Raw genomic sequence first — 20,456 nt, forward strand, 5'->3', positions numbered from 1 at the left:
CTGATTTTTATGCATTTACTAAATCTTTTAAAGCTTTGCCTGCCTTAAATACTGGTGCTTTTGAAGCAGGAATCGTAATTTCTTCTTTTGTCTGAGGATTTCTACCCTTTCTTTCTGCTCTTTCCCTTACTTCAAATGTTCCAAAACCTACTAGCTGTACTTTGTCACCTTGCTTTAGTGCTTCCTGCACTGCATCCACAAAAGCATTTAATGCTTTCTCTGCATCTTTTTTTGTTAATTCACTTTTTTCTGCAATCTTTGTAACAAGATCCGCCTTATTCACTATAATACCTCCTTAGTAATATATACTACTCTTATTTATTCTTCACAAAACTCAAAAATCCTGCTAATTTAAGCTTATTTTTTTACTTTTTTATTAAAATTATACATCTTAGCCTCATTCCATAGAAAATCCATCTCAGATAATGTCATGTCTTCCATTTTTTGACCTAACTTTTCTGCTGAATCTTCTATGTAGTTAAATCTGTCAATGAATTTTTCAATGGTCTTATGGACAGCAACTTCGGGGTCAATTTTTAAAAACCTTGCAACATTTACGATAGCAAAAATCAAGTCGCCTAATTCTTCAATTTTATCATTTTCGTCTTCCCCTTTATACACCTCCTTAAATTCATTTAATTCTTCATAGACTTTTGCCATAGCATCGTCTACATTGTCCCAGTCAAATCCCACTTTCGCTGCTTTTTCTTGAACTTTATAACCCCTTATCAATGCTGGCATAGACCTTGGAACACTTTTTAATTCACTTGTGTGGGACTTTAAGCCTTTTTCATCTTTTTTTATTTCATCCCACCTTTTTAAGACATCATCTGAACTAGCTATTTCTTCACTTCCAAAAACATGAGGATGCCTATACACCATCTTTTTACACTCTGCATCGCATACATCGTGGAAATTAAATGCTTTCCTTTCATTTGCAATCTGAGAATGAAAAACCACCTGTAAGAGGACATCCCCAAGTTCCTCAAGCAAATTTTCATCTGAATTATTTTCTATTGCATCAATTGCTTCATAGCTTTCCTCAATTAAATACCTTTTTAATGTATCATGATCCTGCTCTCTATCCCAAGGGCAGCCATTCTCGCTTCTGAGCCTTGCCATTATGTCCAGCAAATCATATATATCATATCTTTCCTGAAAAGTATTTTTTACAGGCGGTAAAAATACAGATGTAAGGTAATCAATCCAGTCAATTCTGTCAATAGAATAAAGCGGCATCGTCTCAATTCTCTCTTCGCCTTTTATACCAGCTCTTTTTATAACTGTAACTAAAAAATCATCGCCGTAAATATCCATCAGCTTAAGCTTTACATCTGAAGCTACCCTTCTGTTGTATACCTGTGTTACTAAATTATTACACCTTTTATCAGGTTTTATACTATCTAATGATAGCCCATCGATAATTTTAAATCCATATATAGGATCTACTTTTAACTGGTTGATAACAACATCAACAAAGCTCATTGCTGGAACAACTTCTACTTTTATATCGTCACGGCCATCTAAAAACTTTAATAAATACTCTACAGTCTTTTCTGCAACAAACGGATTACCAGGGACAGCATAAACTACATTATCATATTTTTCGGCAATTTCTATTATTTCCCGAGTAATATTATCATAAACTTCCTCAAATGTCGAGCCCTTTTCATATATTTTGTCAAAAGTCTCGAATTTTAGGCCCATTTCTTTTAAATATTTTACAACTGGATGTTTCTCTGTCCTTAAATACAATTTATCAGCATTTTTCATCTTCTCAATCGTTCCAATCGTCATTTGATCAAATGCACCAGGTCCAAGTCCTACTATTGCTAAATTACCCATCATTTCACCTCCGATTATTTTAATTTATATTATACCATTGAATTGATATAAAAAAACAAAATTCTACACGCCATAGCCAATGTTAAAAAAATTTACTTAACTTAAAATTTATTAATAGTCTAAATAAATATGATTGAAAATTTCAACTAGTTAAATTATAATATATTTTATAATAAAAGGGGGAGGCCAATTTCTGATGGATGTGGTTAAATTAGGAAAAAAAATAAGAGAAGAAAGAAAAAAACTTTTTTTAAAACAGGGTGATATATCTGGTGATGAATTTTCAAAAGGCTACATTAGTTTGATTGAAAAGGGAAAAATAAATCCTTCTTTAAAAGCTTTAGATTTCATCGCAAATAAATTAAACAAACCATTGGTATACTTTCTTGATGACGACTACAAAGATAAATCAGAACTTATGGAAGAAATCAATATGTACAAAAAGGTGCTTAAGCTCATCATAGAAAGCAGAAAAGCACTTGACAGCGGAAATTATAATGATGCAATAATGCTTTATGAAAAAGCTTTAGAGTGTAAAGTTGATGATTTTACTTTAAACATAATCAGTTTTTATCTGGGCAGGACATACGTTAAAATCGAAAATTACAAATCTGCGTTGGATTTATTTAAAAAGTGTTTATCTTATTTCACTGAAAGCTCCTCTTATGAAATATTAGTAGAAATATACTATAACTTAGGCTTATGTTATGGAAATCTTCAGGATTTCAATACATCACTTACATATTATTTAAAGGCTATCGACGAATTTGACAAAAGCGGTATAATAAATTATGAGCTTAAATGCAGGATATTGTATAGCATCGGGACTCTTTACAACAAAATGGGAGAACTAATTAAATCAAGAGATTATTATTTAAACTGTTTAAATTACGCAACCAAAACAAATACAGTCAATTATATTGCTAAATGCAATAACGGCCTTGGCCTCGTAAGTTATAAACTAAAAGAATACAAGGATGCTCTTAAGTACATTAGAAAATCGCTGGTAATAAGCAAAGCATTAAATATAAAAAGCGACATTGCTAATGAATATAACTACTTAGGATTTGTCTACACTGACCTGAAAAAATACGACATAGCAAAAAAATATTTTTTCTACAGCTATGCTATATATAAAGATTTATCAGATAAACTAGGCATGGCATACAACCTTACAGAATTAGGAAGAATCGAGTTTTATACTGAAAACTATGATAAAGCGCTAGAATACATAAATACATCAATAAACATGGTTAAAGAATTAAACGAAGAAGAAGAGATGGGAAGATTGTATACTTTGCTTGGTTGCATCCATCTAAAACTTAAGGATTTTGATTCATCTATGTCAGAACTTACTAAATCTGTAGAAATTCTTAAAAAGTTAGGGCTTAAAAGAGATCTGTCAGATGCTTACAAAGCTTTAGGTAATTTATATATAAATATTGGAAAGCCTGATTTGGCCAGTGAAAATTTTAATAAGTCTATTGAACTTCTGTGTGACTATTACAAATAGGAGGCATTTTAATTGAAATCATTATTAATATTTTTTGACAAGCTTGTTGATACTACTTTCCCCGCATTAAGGCACAGAAATTTTAGATTATTCTGGTTTGGACAAATGATATCCCTCATAGGCACATGGATGCAGAATATCGGTCAAGATTGGTTAGTCCTTAAATTGACCAATTCTGCATTCTTGTTGGGTGTAGTCAGCGCCCTTCAATTTTTGCCTGTGCTTTTTTTATCTCTTTTTGCAGGTGTTATAATAGACAGATTTCCAAAAAGAAAAATACTTATATTTACGCAGTCTTGTTTGATGGCAACAGCATTAGCGCTAGCAACACTTACTGCATTTAACCTTATTAATTATTGGGAAATACTCATTTTAGCAACTATTATGGGTTTTGTAAACACAGTAGACAATCCTACAAGGCAATCATTTATCATCGATTTGGTAGGAAAAGAAGACTTGATGAATGCAATATCACTTAATTCTTCTATATTTAATGCAGCCAGGATTATAGGTCCTGGAATTGCAGGTGTGCTAATTGGCCTTCTTGGTTATGCCTTGTGCTTTTATTTAAACGCATTAAGCTTCATCGCTGTTATAACAGGACTAGTTTTAATTGACGTAAAAATCAGCAAAGGAAGGACTATTCTCCAGAAAAAAGAGATTATATCTGACATAAAAGAAGGCCTTTTATACATTAAAAATACACCAGTAATATTGGCTACAATACTTATGATGGCAGTTTTAAGCACATTTGCAATAAATTTTAATGTATTGGTGCCTGTCTTTGCTAAGAATACTCTTAATCAAAATTCGACAGGATATGGCTTCCTTATGTCATCGATGGGAGTTGGCGCATTAATAGGTGCACTTACACTTGCAACTTTAAGCAAAAAAGGTGCAAAACCCTTTTATCTCATCATGGGAGGATTTGGTTTGTGCTTATTTCAAATCTTAATTGGTTTTCAAAGCTATTATTGGCTTACAACAGTACTTCTAGCTTTATCAGGATTTTCTATGATCACTTTTTCAGCATCTGCAAATACTACAGTACAACTTAACTCTAACAATAAATTTAGAGGAAGAGTCATGAGCGTATACTCTTTAGTATTCGGCGGTGTAACACCTATTGGTGCACTTTACGCAGGCAGCCTTGCAGAAAAATTTGGAGCACATATAACATTTATAATAAGCGGTGTAATAGGTATCATATATATATTGTATGTTATATTATTTCAGTACAAACACACTTTTTCATGTAGGATAATCGAGCAGGATGAATAAAACAAGGACCAACTTTTAGTAGAGCTGGTCCTCTTCATTATATATAACCTTAGCAGAGGGAAACATCTCTATAGCCCTTGGCAGAATACCTTGTACATACGCAATCAAAAGCCCATAATTGACGATTGGGATATCTTTATTCTTGGCATATGATATCCTGTACATCATTTCTCTTCTATTAAGCATACAACCACCACAGTGGACTATAAGTTTGTACTCATCAAGATTATCAGGAAATGTCATACCGCTTGAAAAGTCAAATTGAATATCTCCTCCGACGATTTGCCTTATCCACCTGGGTATTTTTACTTTCCCTATGTCGTCTGACTGTCTGTGGTGTGTACATCCTTCAGCAATCAAAACTTTGTCGCCAGGCTTAAGCTTTTCTAATGCCTTAAGCCCTCTTGTCAGTTCATTAAGATCACCTTTATATCTTGCAAAAAGGATCGAAAACGATGTTAAAGGTATATCCTTTGGTGTATCAGCACTTACTTTTAAAAAAGCTTGAGAATCTGTTATAACTAATGACGGTTTCTTGCCTAAGTTTTCAAGAGTTTCCTTTAACTCGTACTCTTTAGTTACAACCGCAATTGCATCATTTTCAATCACGTCTCTTATGACTTGCTGCTGCGGCAATATAAGCCTTCCCTTAGGCGCTGCTTTGTCTATTGGTACCACAAGCACGACAAAATCACCAGGATTTATTAAATCCGATACTAAAGACAACTCTCTGTCATCGTACGGCGCCTTTTTTATTATCTGCCTTTTAAGCTCTTCTATGCCGTAACCGCTATTTGCAGATGTCTCTACAAGCTCTAATTTAAGTCTTTTTTCCCATTCAGTTTTTTCACTAAAATGAAAGTCAACTAAATCTACCTTGTTTACAACCCCTACGACAGGAATATTTTTTTCTCTAATTTTCTCTAAAATCTCCTCCTCAAATTCAGATGGTCCCATCAAGCCGTCTATAATCAATAATGCTAGATCTGTTCTATTCAATACCTCATACGTCTTTTTAACTCTAAGCTCTCCAAGCTCTCCAGTATCATCAAGTCCTGCAGTATCTATAATTACCACAGGACCTATAGGAAGTATTTCCATCGCTTTTTGAACAGGATCTGTTGTAGTCCCTGCAACATCGGACACAATGGCTATATTTTGATTCGTAAGTGCATTTATAATGCTTGATTTTCCAGCATTCCTTCTTCCAAATATGGCTATGTGAAGCCTCGATGCATTTGGCGTTGTATTCATCTATCTTCTCCTCTCAATCTTTTTAAACCCGGTATACCCGGTTTTGTCATTTCGTACTCATTAAATATTACATCAAGCTGGTCTTCTGAAAGATATTTTTTTGCAACCTCCCTAATTGTCTTGCCGCTATTTTTTGCTTCCTTTGCTATTAAAGATGCTTTTTCATAGCCTATATATGGGCTTAATGCTATTGCATAAGAGAGACTGTTCTCAACCATCTCTTTAAGATAGTCACGGTTTGCCTTTATTCCTTTTATGCATTTATTTATAAATACATCTATCGCATTTTTAAGAAGGTCAATTTCATTAAATAAGTTGTACGCAATAAGAGGCAATGTAAAATTAAGCTCAAACTCGCCAGCCTGTGCCCCAAGCGTTATTGCATAGTCACACGATAGCGCTTGATACGCTGCCTGCTTTACTGCCTCCGGTATCACAGGATTTATCTTTCCCGGCATTATAGATGAACCTGCTTGAACTTCCGGAATTGTTATCTCCATAAGTCCACATTTGGGACCTGATGACATAAGCCTTATATCATTTGATATCTTGATGAGGTTAGTAGCTGCAGCTTTTAGTAGACCCGATACTTCTACAAAGACATCATTGTTCTGCGTCGGATCCATCATGTACTCGGCTCTAGCAAGGCCAATACCTGTTATATCTCTCAAAATCTCTATCACACTGTAAATATACCTTAAATCAGCGTTTAAGCCCGTTCCTACAGCAGTTCCTCCTATATTTACCTGCCTTAACCTTTCTTCTACTTTGTATATCCTCCATCTATCTCTAGATATTGCCTGAGCATATGCACCAAATTCCTGCCCCAGCATCACAGGTACTGCGTCTTGAAGCTCAGTCCTGCCCATTTTAATCACATCTTTAAACTCATCTTCTTTTTCTTGCAGCGCTTCTTGAAGTTTCGCAAAACTTTCACTTAAAGGCTTTAAAAGTCTTATGGCTGCTATTCTAACGGCTGTAGGAAAGACATCATTTGTAGACTGGCTTAAATTTACATGGTCAACAGGACTGACTAAATCGTAATCTCCCTTTTTGCCTCCAAGTATTTCTATTGCCCTATTTGCGATGACTTCATTTATATTCATATTGGCCGATGTACCAGCACCGCCTTGAAGCGCATCAATAATGATTTGGTCGTGAAGTTTACCTTCGATTATCTCATCACATGCAATAATTATAGCATCGGCAATCTTTTTATCAAGCAGCTTTATATTCCTATTGGCTATAGCTGCAGCTTTTTTTACTTCAGCCAGCGAAATAATAAGCTCTTGGTGAATAGATTTGCCAGATATATTAAAATTTTCGCGAGCTCTCAAACTGTGAATTCCATAATATGCGTCATCTGGCACTTCCATATATCCTAAAATATCGTGTTCTATCCTGTAACCCATTTTTTCACCTTCTCATAAATTTATGTATAAAAGATAACACTACAGTCCATCATATAAATATATTAGCATACTTCACATATAAAATTATATTATTATAATACCACTTGATTTTCATTTGTAACAGGTATATAATATTTACATAAAGATAATATTTATCAACGGAAATATATTATCTTTATAATTAATCGAAGGAGGTCATTTTTATGACAAACTTGTTTGGTGTTTATAAATGCAAAGAATGTGGAAACACAGTGGAAGTGCTGAACGCTGGAGATGGGACATTAACATGCTGTGAAAAACCAATGGAAGAGCAGATAGTAAATACAGTAGATGCTAGCAATGAAAAACACGTACCTGTAATTTTGAGAAATGGAGACACAGTTACAGTAAAAGTCGGCAGTGTAGAACATCCAATGGAAGAAAAACACTACATAGAATGGATTTCAATCTTAGCTGATGGAATATACATGAGAAAGATGTTAAAACCAGGCGATAAGCCAGAAGCTACATTTAAGACAGATGCTTCAAAAATTCAAGCATGGGCATTCTGCAACCTGCACGGTTTGTGGACTTCAGAAATTTAGAAGTTATTAAGCCCCTCCTCTTTTTATGATAACTGATTAAAAAGATGTCCCAGATTAAATTTAGGACATCTTTTTAATTTTTCTTCTTCATTCACATTATATTTTTTAATGTAGTATACAAAAGAACCGCATTTAATGCGATAATAAGCAGTGATATTCCCCAGCCAGCAATATTAGTTGCCAATTTGTTTGCAAAGTCCACCATATACTCTTTCTTAGATGTTATTACAAGCATCGGTATAATAGCAAAAGGAAGTGCGAAGCTTAATGCGACTTGACTCATGATCAAAGCCTTCATAGGATTTACCCCCATAAAAATTACAGCGATTGAAGGTATTATAGTAGCAAGTCTTTTTAAGTAAGTTGGAAACCTTATATTAATAAAACCATCCATGACTGTCTCCCCTGCCATAGTACCAACTGCAGATGATGAAAATCCCGATGCTAAGAGAGCCACAGCAAAAGCCACACTGGACAGTGAACCTAAAAGAGGCTCTAATGATCTATGAGCATCCTCAATAGAATTTACGATAACACCTTCTTTAAAAAACACAGCGGCAGAAACTATCACCATTGCTGCATTGACTATAAAAGCAATGTTCATAGCAATTACTATATCTATTTTTTCCATACGAAGGTGATGTCTTTTTTGATTTAAATTCAGTTTGTAATTTCTCTTTTGCACTAATTGAGAGTGGAGAAATATTACGTGAGGCATTACAGTGGCCCCAAGCATTCCTACAGCAATAAACAGTGCATTACCATTTGCAATTGATGGAACAAGTGTATGGAGCCCCACCTCCAACCAGTCCGGTTTTGCCAAAAATATTTCAAATGCGTATGCTACACATATTACACCTATTAATACTTCAATGATAACCTCAATAATTCTCTGTCCGAATTTCTGCAAATATGTTATGCAAAATGTCACAGTACCTGTAATAATCCCTGCGATAGTTAAAGGTATCTTAAAAAGAAGATATATTCCAATGGCACCTCCCAAAAACTCTGCCATTGTAGTAGCAATGGCAGCAAGCTCTGAAATAATCCATAATAGGATATTTATTTTTTTAGAAAACACCAATCCACACATCTCTGATAAATTTTTTCCTGTTGCAATTCCTAGCTTTGCAGATAAATATTGCAAGAAAATCGCCATTATATTGCTCCACAATATAACCCATATAAGGCTGTAATTGAATGCAGCACCACCAGTTATATTCGTTGCAAAATTTCCGGGATCTATATAAGCAACGCTTACAATAAATGCAGGCCCCAAATACCTTATAATATCTTTTATTCTTTTTATAATTAAATAATTACTTGCTTTTTTATTGCTTGCAATAAAATCTGTTAAACTCACGCTATCTGCACCCTTCATTAAACCACATCCTTTCTAATCTTTCACAAGTAAAAAAATATTAGCCAATCCTAAAATTGAAATTTCTAACATAGAATATGTAAACAAGAATTATTTTGTTACAATCTCAAAAAAAGAAGGTGGAAATTTTGAGCGAAGATTTCTATACATTCAGCGAATACATGAAAAAAGAAAACAATTCTTTAACAGCATCAATGGAAGATTATCTTGAAATGATATATAGGTTATCTATAAAAACAGGATTTGTAAGGCTGCATGAATTAGCAGATGCATTAAACGTGCAGCCTCCTTCAGCTACAAAAATGGTCCAAAAATTGGCTGAACTAAATCTCATAAACTATGAAAAGTATGGAGTCATAACTTTAAGTAACGCAGGTAAAGCAATAGGAAAAAATCTTATAAAAAGGCACAATACCATATTAGAATTTCTAAAGACATTAGGAATAGGAGAAAATCATCTTTTAGAAGAGACGGAAAAAATAGAGCATACGATAAATGAAAACACGCTTCAATGTTTCACAAATTTTATCGAATTTTTAAAAGCAAATAAAGATGTAAAAGAAAGACTGACCGAATACATAAGTTCAAAGAAATAGATTAAAAATAGATTAGATTTTACAATTTTGTAATATTTAAAACTATTAATATGCTATAATTATAAAGTACACAAAATTAGCAAAAAGGAATGGGGATTTTGATGTCGTTAATAAAAGTCGGAATCGATATTGTACTTCATCTTGACAAATATTTAGGTACCATCATACAGATGTATGGCACGGCAACATATTTGATTATATTTTTAATAATTTTCTTTGAAACAGGGCTTGTTGTAACGCCATTTTTGCCTGGTGATTCTCTTATATTTGCTGCAGGTGCATTTGCAGCAATAGGCTCTTTAAATGTATTTACATTGTTTATAATTGTGTCAGCGGCTGCAATTTTAGGTGACACTGTAAATTATCATATCGGAAAATTTATCGGAGAAAAGATATATGAGGCAGAAAACTTAAAACTAATAAAAAAAGAGCATCTTTTGGAAGCTAGAAACTTTTACGAGAAGTACGGCAACATGACAATAGTTCTTGGTAGATTCATACCGATAATAAGGACATTTGTGCCATTCGTTGCAGGTATAGGTGAAATGAACTACCTTCACTTCTTGACGTACAATGCATTAGGCGGCATAATTTGGGCCGCATTGTTCTCATTTGGCGGATACTACTTTGGAAATCTTGAGGTTGTAAAAACTCATTTTGGTTTTGTAACAATTGCTATAATTGTAATATCTTTAATACCTGCTGTTATAACTTTCTTAAGAAGAAAGTAAAAGCGAGATTGCGCAAGTCTATCTCGCTTTTTTATGCATTTAATTGACAAACCTTTATCACAATTCTTTATTTAAAAAATATTTTTGGTTAAATTATTGACAATTAAATTGGTATATTGTAATATTAAGATATAATAATATGTTAATAGGAGGAAGATTTATGAAAGTTGTAATTGTTGGAGGCGTTGCTGGCGGCGCTTCTGCTGCAGCAAGGTTGAGAAGACTTAATGAAGACGCTGAAATTATACTCTTTGAAAAGGGAGAATATATATCTTATGCTAACTGCGGTTTGCCGTATTATATAGGTGAAGTCATAAAAGAACGTGAAAAATTAGTCGTTCAAACACCTGAAGGTATGTCAAAGCGATTCAACATCGATATAAGGACATCATCAGAAGTCACAAAGATAAATCCTGATGAAAAAATTGTAGTCGTTCATGATATAAAAAATGACAGAACTTACACAGAAAGCTATGATAAGTTGATTTTATCACCAGGTGCAGAACCAATAAAACCTCCAATGCCTGGTATAGATAGCAAAAACATCTTTACACTGAGAAATATTCCAGACACCTTTAGAATAAAAGACTACGTTGATTACAACAATCCTAAAAAGGCTGTCGTAGTTGGCGGCGGTTTTATTGGGCTAGAAGTTGCAGAAAATCTTAAAGAGGTAGGTCTTGATGTAACGGTCGTCGAACTTGCTGACCACGTTATGGCACCTCTTGATTATGAAATGGCTTCTATTGTCCACCAGCACCTGAGGGACAAAGGCATAAACCTAATATTGAAAGACGGTGTCAAAGAATTTCAGCACAAAGACAATTCAACAACTGTAGTATTAAACAGTGGAAAAACAATAGATACTGATATGGTTGTCTTAGGCATCGGTGTAAGACCGGATATCAGGCTTGCAAAAGATGCAGGCCTTGAAATAGGCGAAAGAGGCGGTATAAAAGTCAATGAATACATGCAGACATCGAATCCTGATATATACGCCGTAGGTGATGCTATAGAGGTAAAAGACTATATAAACGGAAGCAATACTTTGATACCATTAGCCGGACCTGCAAACAAACAAGGCCGTATAGCAGCAGACAATATTTGTGGAAGAAAAAGCAAATATGATGGCACACAAGGTACTTCTGTCGCAAAAATTTTCGACTTGACTGTCGCAACAACTGGAAACAATGAAACAATCTTAAAAAGAGCTGGGATAGATTACGAAAAAGTCATAATACACCCAAATTCACACGCCAGCTACTACCCTGATGCACTGCCAATGACTATAAAGCTAATATTTAAAAAAGATGATGGAAAAATCTTAGGCGCTCAAATAGTTGGATTTGACGGTGTTGATAAGAGAATTGACGTAATAGCTACAGCAATTCGGGCAAATATGACGGTATATGATCTGGAAGAGCTTGAATTATCCTACGCACCTCCGTATTCATCGGCAAAAGACCCTGTAAATATGGCAGGTTTCGCAGCTTCCAATATATTAAGAGGTGATATAAGCGTATTCCACTGGGACGAAATTGAAAACATAGATGTGTCAAAATCCATTATACTTGACGTAAGGACAGATATGGAGTACCAGCTTGGAAACATCAAAGGTTCTATAAATATACCCGTTGATGAGCTTAGAGAAAACCTCGATAAAATACCTAAAGATAAAAATATATATGTTTATTGTCAGGTAGGTTTAAGAGGATATATAGCATGCAGAATACTTATGCAAAATGGTTTTAAATCTGTTAAAAACTTAAGCGGCGGGTACAAGATATATGAAACTGCAACGTCAGATTCCAGTGATATTACCATAAGATACGATGATGAACAAACAGAGTGCGGTATGTGCATATCATCTGATAAAAAAAAACTAGATGACAGCAATGCTACATTAGAAATTGACGCATGTGGTCTTCAATGTCCAGGTCCCATAATGCAGACATTTAACGCAATAAAAAATCTAAAAGACGGAGATATATTAAAAATCAAAGCTTCAGACCCGGGTTTTGAAAATGACATAAAAACTTGGTGTCAGAGAACAGGAAATACGCTTCTGAACTTATATCATGAGGGAAGGACAATTGTTGCTAAGATAAGAAAGGATACCAATGATAAGAAGGTTGAGGTAAGTCAGAATTCGGGAAAAAACGACAAAGCAATCATCGTATTCAGCGGAGATCTTGATAAAGCCATCGCTGCATTTATAATAGCAAATGGTGCTGCCGCTATGGGTAGAAAAGTTACACTGTTTTTCACCTTCTGGGGATTAAATATACTGAGAAAGCCAGAAAAAGTATCAATTAAAAAGGACTTCTTTAGCAAAATGTTTGGCATGATGATGCCAAGAGGTTCTAAAAAGCTAAAACTTTCAAAGATGAACATGTTCGGCATAGGACCTAAAATGATAAGATATATTATGAACAAGAAAAACGTATCTTCACTGGAAGATTTAATACAACAGGCACTTAAAAATGGTGTAAGGATTGTTGCATGCAACATGTCATCTGATATAATGGGTATAACTAAAGAAGAACTTATAGATGGTGTTGAGTTAGGCGGTGTGGCATCATTTATAGGCGCAGCAGAGCAGTCAGACACGACGCTTTTCATCTAATCAATGATGGAGGGATCTTCACTGGAAAACCATAAGATAGATGTTGAAAAAAATTTTAAGAAATACGAAAAAATAGCAGACAAATTAAAAGCAATCGCACATCCTTACAGACTGTGCATTGTAAAAGGCCTTATAGATGGAGAGTGCAATGTTACAACGATACAGGAATGTTTAAATCTACCTCAGTCAACAGTATCACAACACATTTCAAAATTGAAATCTGCCGGTATAATAGAAGGCAGGCGAAGCGGACTAGAAATCTGCTATCGAGTTGTAGACAATAACATTATCGATGTAGTCAAGCTTTTATTGAATGATTAGTAAAAGAGATAGGATATTTCCTATCTCTTTTGCTATACGTCTTTTTTATCTAGATTCTTTTTCATCCAGAGTTGGAGAGCCTATAGTTTTTTTATTTTTTATACTGTTTTTCAAATCAATTGCTTTATAGACATCTACATCTATAGAATCGCAAAACGACTTTAAATCTTTAATTGATAAGTCTTCAATTGCGCAATTTTTATCTATGGCGTACAATACGACTTTCCCTGTTATCTCATGTGCTTTTCTAAATGGAATCCCCTTTGATACGAGATAGTCAGCAAAATCTGTAGCATTCATATAGCCGTATTTAGCCGCTGTTTCCATGTTGCTTTTTTTTACGTGCATTGTCTTAATCATGCCTGTAAATACTTCTATACATATCTTTAACGTATCTACAGTGTCAAAAAGTGCTTCCTTATCTTCCTGCATATCTTTGTTATAAGCAAGAGGAAGTCCTTTCATAACTGTAAGCAAAGTCATTAAATTTCCATACACCCTTCCCGTCTTTCCTCGAATCAGTTCTGCAGCATCAGGGTTTTTCTTTTGCGGCATCATGCTGCTTCCCGTTGAGTACCTATCATCAAGCTCTATAAAATCAAATTCTTTGCTGGACCACAGTATGATTTCCTCACAGAAGCGGCTTAGGTGCATCATTACGATTGAAGAGAAGCTTAAAAATTCTATCACAAAATCCCTATCGCTAACTGCGTCGAGGCTGTTTTGTGTTATGTCATCAAAGCCAAGAAGTTTTGCTACGTACCTTCTGTCTATATTGTATGATGTGCCCGCTAATGCACCTGAACCTAATGGCATTATATTTACCCTTTTTACCATATCATTAAGCCTTGATAAATCCCTTTTAAACATCTCCACATATGCCATCATGTGATGTCCGAAAGTAACAGGCTGAGCCCTTTGTAAATGGGTATATCCAGGCATAATTGTATTTTTGTATTCATCTGCTATACTTTGAAGCGTATTAATTAGAAGCCTTATATCACTTTCTATCTCTTTAATAGCATCTCTTAAATAAAGCCTCACATCCGTTGCAACTTGATCATTGCGGCTTCTCCCTGTATGAAGCTTCCGCCCGGCATCTCCAATTTTCTCCGTCAAAAGCCTTTCAACGTATGTGTGTACATCCTCATCATCTGGTATATGATTTGTATCAGTTTCTTTTAGTATTTCATTTAAGCCGTCTACAATGAGATTTGTTTCATCATCGCTTAAGACACCGGCTTTGTTTAAACCCTTAGCATGTGCGATTGATCCTTCAACATCGTATCTAAAAAGCCTTATATCAAAAGAAATGGAGGAATTAAACTCCTCCATAAGTTTGTCAACGCTACCTTTAAACCTACCTCCCCACAGCTTCATTGAAACCTTCCTTTCTATTCATCTCCATAAGCGCTTTTATCTTAAGCGGCAAACCAAACAAGTTTATAAATCCTTCTGCATCTTTCTGATTGTATACTTCATCTTCACCAAATGTTACAAATTCCTCGTTGTACAGTGAATAAGGTGACTTTGAACCCGCATTTATTATACTGCCTTTATAAAGTTTCAATCTAACAGTTCCAGTAACATTTTGCTGTGTCGCATCTACAAACGCATCTAAGGACTCTCTAAGCGTCGAAAACCACAATCCATTGTAAACAAGATCAGCATATTTCTGAGCTACTATATCTTTAAACCTCATAGTTTCCTTATCCAGCACAAGATACTCCAATTCTTTGTGGGCTGCGTAAAGAACTGTTCCTGCAGGTGTTTCGTAAACACCACGGGATTTCATACCTACAAGTCTATTTTCTACAATATCAGCTATCCCTATTCCATTTCTTCCGGCAATCAAATTAAGCTCTTCTATCATCTTTGCTGGACTGCTGTAAGATTTTCCATTTACTTTTACAGGTAGGCCCTTCTCAAACTCTAAGACAACGTACTCCGGCTCATCTGGTGCTTTTTCTGGTGGTACTATAATGTCATATAGGCTGCCTTTAGGTTCATTCCACGGATCCTCCAAATCTCCGCCTTCGTGGCTTATGTGCCATAAATTGTTGTCAACGCTGTATATCTTTTCTTTTGTAACAGGCACAGGAATACCTTTCTTTTTCGCATAGTCTATTTCTTGCTCCCTGGATTTAAAGTCCCATATTCTCCACGGAGCTATTATCTCTATTGATGGGTCCAGCGCTCGTATGGACACTTCAAATCTCACTTGATCGTTGCCTTTTCCTGTAGCACCGTGTGCGATAGCCTTTGCACCTTCCTTATGTGCTATCTCTACAAGTTTTTTGGCAATAAGAGGCCTTGCAAATGATGTGCCTAAAAGGTATTTGCCTTCATATACAGCACCAGCCTTTAGTGTTGGAAAAATGTAATCTTTGACAAATTCATCTTTTACATCTTCGACATATATCTTGCTGGCACCGCTTAATAGTGCTTTCTCTTTTATGCTATTAAGTTCATTTCCCTGACCAACATCTATGCAAGCCGCTATTATCTCACATTCGTAGTTTTCTTTAAGCCATGGTATAATGACAGACGTATCAAGACCGCCTGAATACGCCAGTACTACTTTTTCTCCTTTTAACATAATATAATCTCCCCTTCATAAATAATTAGTATTTTATAAGACTGATTTTTTTAAATTTTTAGACTGTAACTCGTGATATTCATTAAGCGAAAGATAATTAAGACCGTTTAGCTTCACTTTCTGTACCGCTTGAAGTGCTGCCTTTGCCGTATCAAGTGATGTAAACAGTGGAACCCTGTATTCGCAGGCTGTGCGCCTTAAGATGAATCCATCGTTGTCTACCTTTTTGCCATGAGTCGGTATATTAATTACAAGTGAAAAATATCCTTCTTTTAATAGTCTTATAGCATCCTTTATATTGACATGTTTCACATTAATGCCCATAGAATTGAAATGCCTTGCAGTACCTGATGTGCCAAATATCTCATAGCCGGCATCGTAATACTTCTTTACCATAGTCATTGATTCGGCCACATTTTTGTGCGATATAGATATTAGTATTCGACCATTGGCCGGTATATTTAAATTCGCTCCTGCCATCGCCTTGTAAAGAGCACCTTCATAGCTTAAGTCTATGCCCATTATTTCCCCTGTCGACTTCATCTCTGGTCCCAGCATAACTTCAACATTAGTAAGTTTTTCTGTAGAAAATACAGGTGCTTTTACGATTGTGTGTGTCGTCTTAGGCCATAAAACATCTTCGTAGCCTAAGCTTTTCAATGTATCTCCTAAAGCAATTTTTACGGCTATATCTATCATAGGAACTCCTGTAGCCTTGCTTATAACAGGAACAGTCCTGGAGGCCCTCGGATTTACTTCTAGAACGTAGACAACACCATCTTTAACAACAAATTGGATATTGATAAGCCCTTTTACATTTAGAGCGCATGATATTTTCTTGGTGTATTCTACAATTGTAGATATTTCATGATCAGATAAGTTTCTCGCAGGATACATTGAGAAACTATCACCTGAATGAACTCCCGCTCTTTCTATATGCTCCATTATTCCTGGAATCAATATATCAGTACCATCGGAAATCGCGTCAACCTCTACTTCCCTTCCCTCAATGTATTTGTCAATTAAGACAGGCTTTCCTGGAGATACTTTCATGGCATTTGAAACATAATCTATTATTTCCTGAAGGGTATTTACTTTTTCCATCGACTGACCGCCAATAACGTATGATGGCCTTACAAGAAGTGGAAATCCCAGTGTCAATGCCACATCTTTTGCATCACCAACTGATAGTGCATAGCCGCCTTTTGGCTGATTTATATTTAATCTTTCAAGGAGCTTAGAAAACTTTTCTCTGTCTTCACTATCATCGATGTTTTCAAAAGATGTACCTAATATATTCACGCCGTTATCAGATAATCCCTGCGCAAGATTTATAGCTGTTTGCCCTCCAAACATCACCATGACGCCAAGAGGCTTCTCTTTTTCAACAATGTTTAATACATCCTCCAGTGTCAGTGGTTCAAAGTACAATCTGTCGCCAGTATCAAAATCCGTGCTGACTGTTTCGGGATTATTATTTATTATAATTGATTTGACTCCTTTACTTCTTAGTGCCCAGAGAGCTTTAACAGAGCAGTAATCAAATTCAACACCCTGTCCGATTCTTATAGGACCTGAGCCTAAAACTATGACTTTCTTTATATCATGGTGTATTGGAACTTCATCATATTCGCCATAAGTTGAATAAATATACTGTGTAACTGATTCAAATTCTGCTGCACATGTGTCCACCATCTTATATGCTGGCACTATTCCGTAGTTTTTCCTTAATTCCCTAACATCTTCCTCATCTATCCCTTTGATACTGGCAATTTCCTTATCTGAAAAGCCCATTCGCTTTGCTCTTTTCAATAGATCGTGGGTCAAGTCGTTTATAAATATCTCTTTTTCCATCTTTACTAAGTTCAAGAGCTTATTTATAAACCACTTATCTATCTTTGATATTTCATTTATATAATTTACAGTGACACCGCGTCGCAGCGCTTCAGCTATATAAAATAGCCTCATGTCATTTGGCTTTTTAATGTTATCTATAATTTCTTCATCGCTTAATTTTTTTATGCTTTCATTTGTAAGACCATAAGCTTTTATCTCCAAAGACCTTACGGCTTTTAACAATGATGCCTCAAAGCATCTGTCTATAGACATCGTCTCGCCTGTGGCCTTCATCTGAGTGCCAATTTTCCTGTCTGTCTCATAAAATTTATCAAAAGGCCATCTTGGAATCTTTGTAACAACGTAGTCAAGTGACGGCTCAAACAAAGCTGTAGTCTTTCCTGTAACAGGATTTTTAATCTCATCAAGTGTAAATCCAACAGCTATTTTAGCAGCTATCTTCGCTATAGGATAACCTGTAGCTTTTGACGCCAGTGCACTTGAACGGCTAACCCTTGGATTCACTTCTATCACGTAGTACTGATGGCTATTAGGGTCCAGTGCAAACTGAACATTACAGCCACCTTCAATTTTCAATGCCTTTATGATTTTCAAACTGGCAGTCCTCAGCATCTGGTACTCGTAATCTGTCAATGTCTGTGACGGTGCCACGACGATACTGTCACCTGTGTGGACACCAACAGGATCAAAGTTTTCCATATTGCATATGGTTATGCAGTTGTCGTTGCTGTCCCTCATCACCTCGTATTCTATTTCTTTATAACCGTAGAGGGATTTTTCTATCAATACTTCATGTGCCATACTTTTCTTTAAACCTAAATCAACTATAACTTTCAGTTCATCTACATTGTTTGCTATGCCACCACCAGTTCCACCTAATGTAAAGGCAGGTCTGACTATCAGTGGATATCCGCATTTTTCAGCAAATTTAACCGCATCATCGACGTTATTAACCGTCGTGCTTTCTGCTATAGGTTCTCCTATCTCTTCCATCTTCTTCTTAAACAATTCCCTGTCTTCTGCAGTTTTTATTGATTCGATGGAAGTTCCTAAAACTTTTAAATTGTACTTATCGATTATTCCACTTTCTTTAAGTTTTACAACTACATTAAGCCCTGTCTGACCGCCGATTGTCCCTAAAATCCCGTCTGGCCTTTCTTTCTCTATGATAGCCTCCAATACGTCAACTTCTGGATTTTCTATATACACCACATCGGCGATTTCTGTATCTGTCATTATCGTAGCAGGATTGTTATTCACCAAGATAACTTTTAATCCTTCTTCTTTTAGTGATTTACATGCTTGTGTTCCGGAATAGTCAAACTCTGCAGCTTGACCTATTACGATAGGCCCTGAGCCTATAACAAGCACTTTATTCACTCCTTCATATTTCGGCAAGATAAGACCTCCTTCTATAAACACAAGTTATATCCATGAACTTATCAAAAATGTACATTGAATCATGTGGACCAGGACACGCCTCCGGATGATATTGAACAGAAAATACTGGCAAATATTTATGCCTTATTCCTTCAATTGTATTGTCATTTAAATTTATATGTGTGACTATTATTTCGTTTCTGTTTACGGAGCTTTCTTCTACTGCATATCCGTGGTTTTGCGATGTTACAAATGACTTCCCTATCATCAAGTCTTTCACAGGCTGGTTTGAACCTCTGTGGCCAAATTTCATCTTTATCGTGTTGCACCCCATAGCAAGTGCAATAATCTGATGCCCTAAGCAGATGCCTAAAACTGGTATCTTGCCTATGAAAAACTTCGCAAGCTTTATGGCGTTAGTTGCATCTTTCGGATCCCCTGGGCCATTTGAAAAGAATATAGCTTCAGGTTCAACCGCCATTACATCTTCTACGCAAACATCGTAAGGAAATACGTATATATCAAATCCTACATTTTTTAACATGTTTAAGATATTCTTTTTGGTGCCAAGATCTATAAATGCCAATTTTGGCCCTTCCCCTTGTATGTGATACGTCTTTTTAGTCGACACTTCTTTAAGTAAATCTACTTTGATATCAGGCACTGTTGCATTGGCATCATCAGTTATGATGCCTCTCATGGTACCATTTGATCTCAATTTTTTAGTCAATTCTCTCGTATCAACACCAGTCAAAACCGGTATCCCATTTTTATCAAGGTAATCAAGCAATGAAGTGTCTGAAAGGAAATTGCTGGGACTATCGCAGTACTCCCTTACGATATATCCTCTAATATGCGGTTTTTCTGATTGAAAATCGTACTTGTTGATTCCGTAATTTCCAATAAGCGGATATGTCATGACGACAATCTGCCCCGCATAAGATGGATCTGTGATGATTTCCTGATATCCAGTCATTCCCGTATTAAAAACAACTTCACCAAAGCCTTGAAAATTCTTGCTTATAATATTGCCTTCAAAAACGCTACCATCTTCCAGCTTCAAGTACCCTTTCATC

At 35.6% G+C, this 20,456-nt stretch carries 16 protein-coding genes; 7 read left to right on the forward strand and 9 right to left on the reverse strand.

The annotated features are described in order from the left end of the window. Nucleotides 1-7: 7 nt before the first annotated feature. Complete coding sequence (locus Q2T46_RS07255) at nt 8-283, reverse strand: HU family DNA-binding protein (RefSeq protein ID WP_013296814.1); 276 nt, start codon at nt 281-283, stop codon at nt 8-10. 74 nt (nt 284-357) lie between these two features. Then, nucleotides 358-1,845, reverse strand: coding sequence for a nucleoside triphosphate pyrophosphohydrolase (mazG, locus tag Q2T46_RS07260; protein ID WP_303263586.1), 1,488 nt, complete (start codon nt 1,843-1,845; stop codon nt 358-360). Nucleotides 1,846-2,041: 196 nt separating this feature from the next. On the opposite strand from mazG, the gene Q2T46_RS07265 reads away from it, so the two are divergent. After that, entirely contained in the window at nt 2,042-3,358 is a 1,317-nt protein-coding gene (locus Q2T46_RS07265; RefSeq protein ID WP_303263585.1) for a helix-turn-helix transcriptional regulator, read from the forward strand. Between the two features lie 12 nt (nt 3,359-3,370). Beyond that, nucleotides 3,371-4,639: an MFS transporter gene (locus Q2T46_RS07270; RefSeq protein WP_303263583.1), complete on the forward strand. Its 1,269-nt coding sequence runs from the start codon at nt 3,371-3,373 to the stop codon at nt 4,637-4,639. Nucleotides 4,640-4,654: 15 nt separating this feature from the next. Here the strand turns inward: Q2T46_RS07270 and hydF are convergent, their stop codons facing one another. Together hydF and Q2T46_RS07280 are read right to left on the reverse strand one after the other, a co-directional pair. Then, nucleotides 4,655-5,893, reverse strand: coding sequence for a [FeFe] hydrogenase H-cluster maturation GTPase HydF (gene hydF / locus Q2T46_RS07275; protein WP_303263582.1), 1,239 nt, complete (start codon nt 5,891-5,893; stop codon nt 4,655-4,657). Next, a complete protein-coding gene (locus Q2T46_RS07280) occupies nt 5,890-7,305 on the reverse strand; it encodes an aspartate ammonia-lyase (RefSeq protein WP_303263581.1) in 1,416 nt (471 codons plus the stop codon). Before Q2T46_RS07280 ends, hydF begins: the two co-directional genes overlap by 4 nt. A 203-nt stretch (nt 7,306-7,508) precedes the next feature. Here Q2T46_RS07280 and Q2T46_RS07285 point away from each other — a divergent pair, with 203 nt between their 5' ends. Further along, nucleotides 7,509-7,889: a desulfoferrodoxin gene (locus tag Q2T46_RS07285; protein WP_303263580.1), complete on the forward strand. Its 381-nt coding sequence runs from the start codon at nt 7,509-7,511 to the stop codon at nt 7,887-7,889. A 91-nt stretch (nt 7,890-7,980) separates the two neighbouring features. Here the strand turns inward: Q2T46_RS07285 and Q2T46_RS07290 are convergent, their stop codons facing one another. Then, nucleotides 7,981-9,270, reverse strand: coding sequence for an Nramp family divalent metal transporter (locus Q2T46_RS07290; RefSeq protein WP_311062381.1), 1,290 nt, complete (start codon nt 9,268-9,270; stop codon nt 7,981-7,983). A gap of 125 nt (nt 9,271-9,395) precedes the next feature. Between Q2T46_RS07290 and Q2T46_RS07295 the strand changes: the two genes are divergently transcribed. The 4 genes from Q2T46_RS07295 to Q2T46_RS07310 all read left to right on the forward strand — a co-directional run bounded on the left by Q2T46_RS07295 (nt 9,396) and on the right by Q2T46_RS07310 (nt 13,544). After that, on the forward strand, nt 9,396-9,866 hold the full coding sequence (locus Q2T46_RS07295) for a metal-dependent transcriptional regulator (protein WP_399388565.1): 471 nt from the start codon (nt 9,396-9,398) through the stop codon (nt 9,864-9,866). A gap of 101 nt (nt 9,867-9,967) precedes the next feature. Beyond that, nucleotides 9,968-10,597, forward strand: a complete 630-nt coding sequence (locus Q2T46_RS07300; RefSeq protein ID WP_303263574.1) for a VTT domain-containing protein — start codon at nt 9,968-9,970, stop codon at nt 10,595-10,597. A 160-nt stretch (nt 10,598-10,757) separates the two neighbouring features. Further along, entirely contained in the window at nt 10,758-13,223 is a 2,466-nt protein-coding gene (locus Q2T46_RS07305; RefSeq protein WP_303263573.1) for a CoA-disulfide reductase, read from the forward strand. Between the two features lie 6 nt (nt 13,224-13,229). Beyond that, nucleotides 13,230-13,544 carry a helix-turn-helix transcriptional regulator gene (locus tag Q2T46_RS07310; RefSeq protein WP_311062382.1) on the forward strand — a complete coding sequence of 105 codons (315 nt, stop codon included), beginning with the start codon at nt 13,230-13,232 and terminating at the stop codon, nt 13,542-13,544. A 45-nt stretch (nt 13,545-13,589) separates the two neighbouring features. Here Q2T46_RS07310 and argH read toward each other — a convergent pair whose 3' ends face one another. The 4 genes from argH to carA are packed head-to-tail and all read right to left on the reverse strand — an operon-like array spanning nt 13,590 to nt 20,455. Further along, the gene (argH, locus tag Q2T46_RS07315; RefSeq protein WP_303263571.1) at nt 13,590-14,924 is read right to left on the reverse strand and encodes an argininosuccinate lyase; all 1,335 of its coding nucleotides are present in this window, start codon (nt 14,922-14,924) and stop codon (nt 13,590-13,592) included. After that, the gene (locus Q2T46_RS07320) at nt 14,905-16,143 is read right to left on the reverse strand and encodes an argininosuccinate synthase (RefSeq protein WP_303263570.1); all 1,239 of its coding nucleotides are present in this window, start codon (nt 16,141-16,143) and stop codon (nt 14,905-14,907) included. The genes argH and Q2T46_RS07320 overlap by 20 nt, the downstream gene beginning before the upstream one ends. Before the next feature lie 33 nt (nt 16,144-16,176). Next, nucleotides 16,177-19,398, reverse strand: a complete 3,222-nt coding sequence (carB, locus tag Q2T46_RS07325) for a carbamoyl-phosphate synthase (glutamine-hydrolyzing) large subunit (RefSeq protein ID WP_303263569.1) — start codon at nt 19,396-19,398, stop codon at nt 16,177-16,179. Next, a complete protein-coding gene (gene carA, locus Q2T46_RS07330; protein ID WP_399388442.1) occupies nt 19,385-20,455 on the reverse strand; it encodes a glutamine-hydrolyzing carbamoyl-phosphate synthase small subunit in 1,071 nt (356 codons plus the stop codon). The genes carB and carA overlap by 14 nt, the downstream gene beginning before the upstream one ends. Nucleotide 20,456 lies beyond the last annotated feature (1 nt).

The sequence above is a fragment of the Thermoanaerobacterium sp. CMT5567-10 genome (genome assembly GCF_030534315.2).
Taxonomy (GTDB): domain Bacteria; phylum Bacillota; class Thermoanaerobacteria; order Thermoanaerobacterales; family Thermoanaerobacteraceae; genus Thermoanaerobacterium.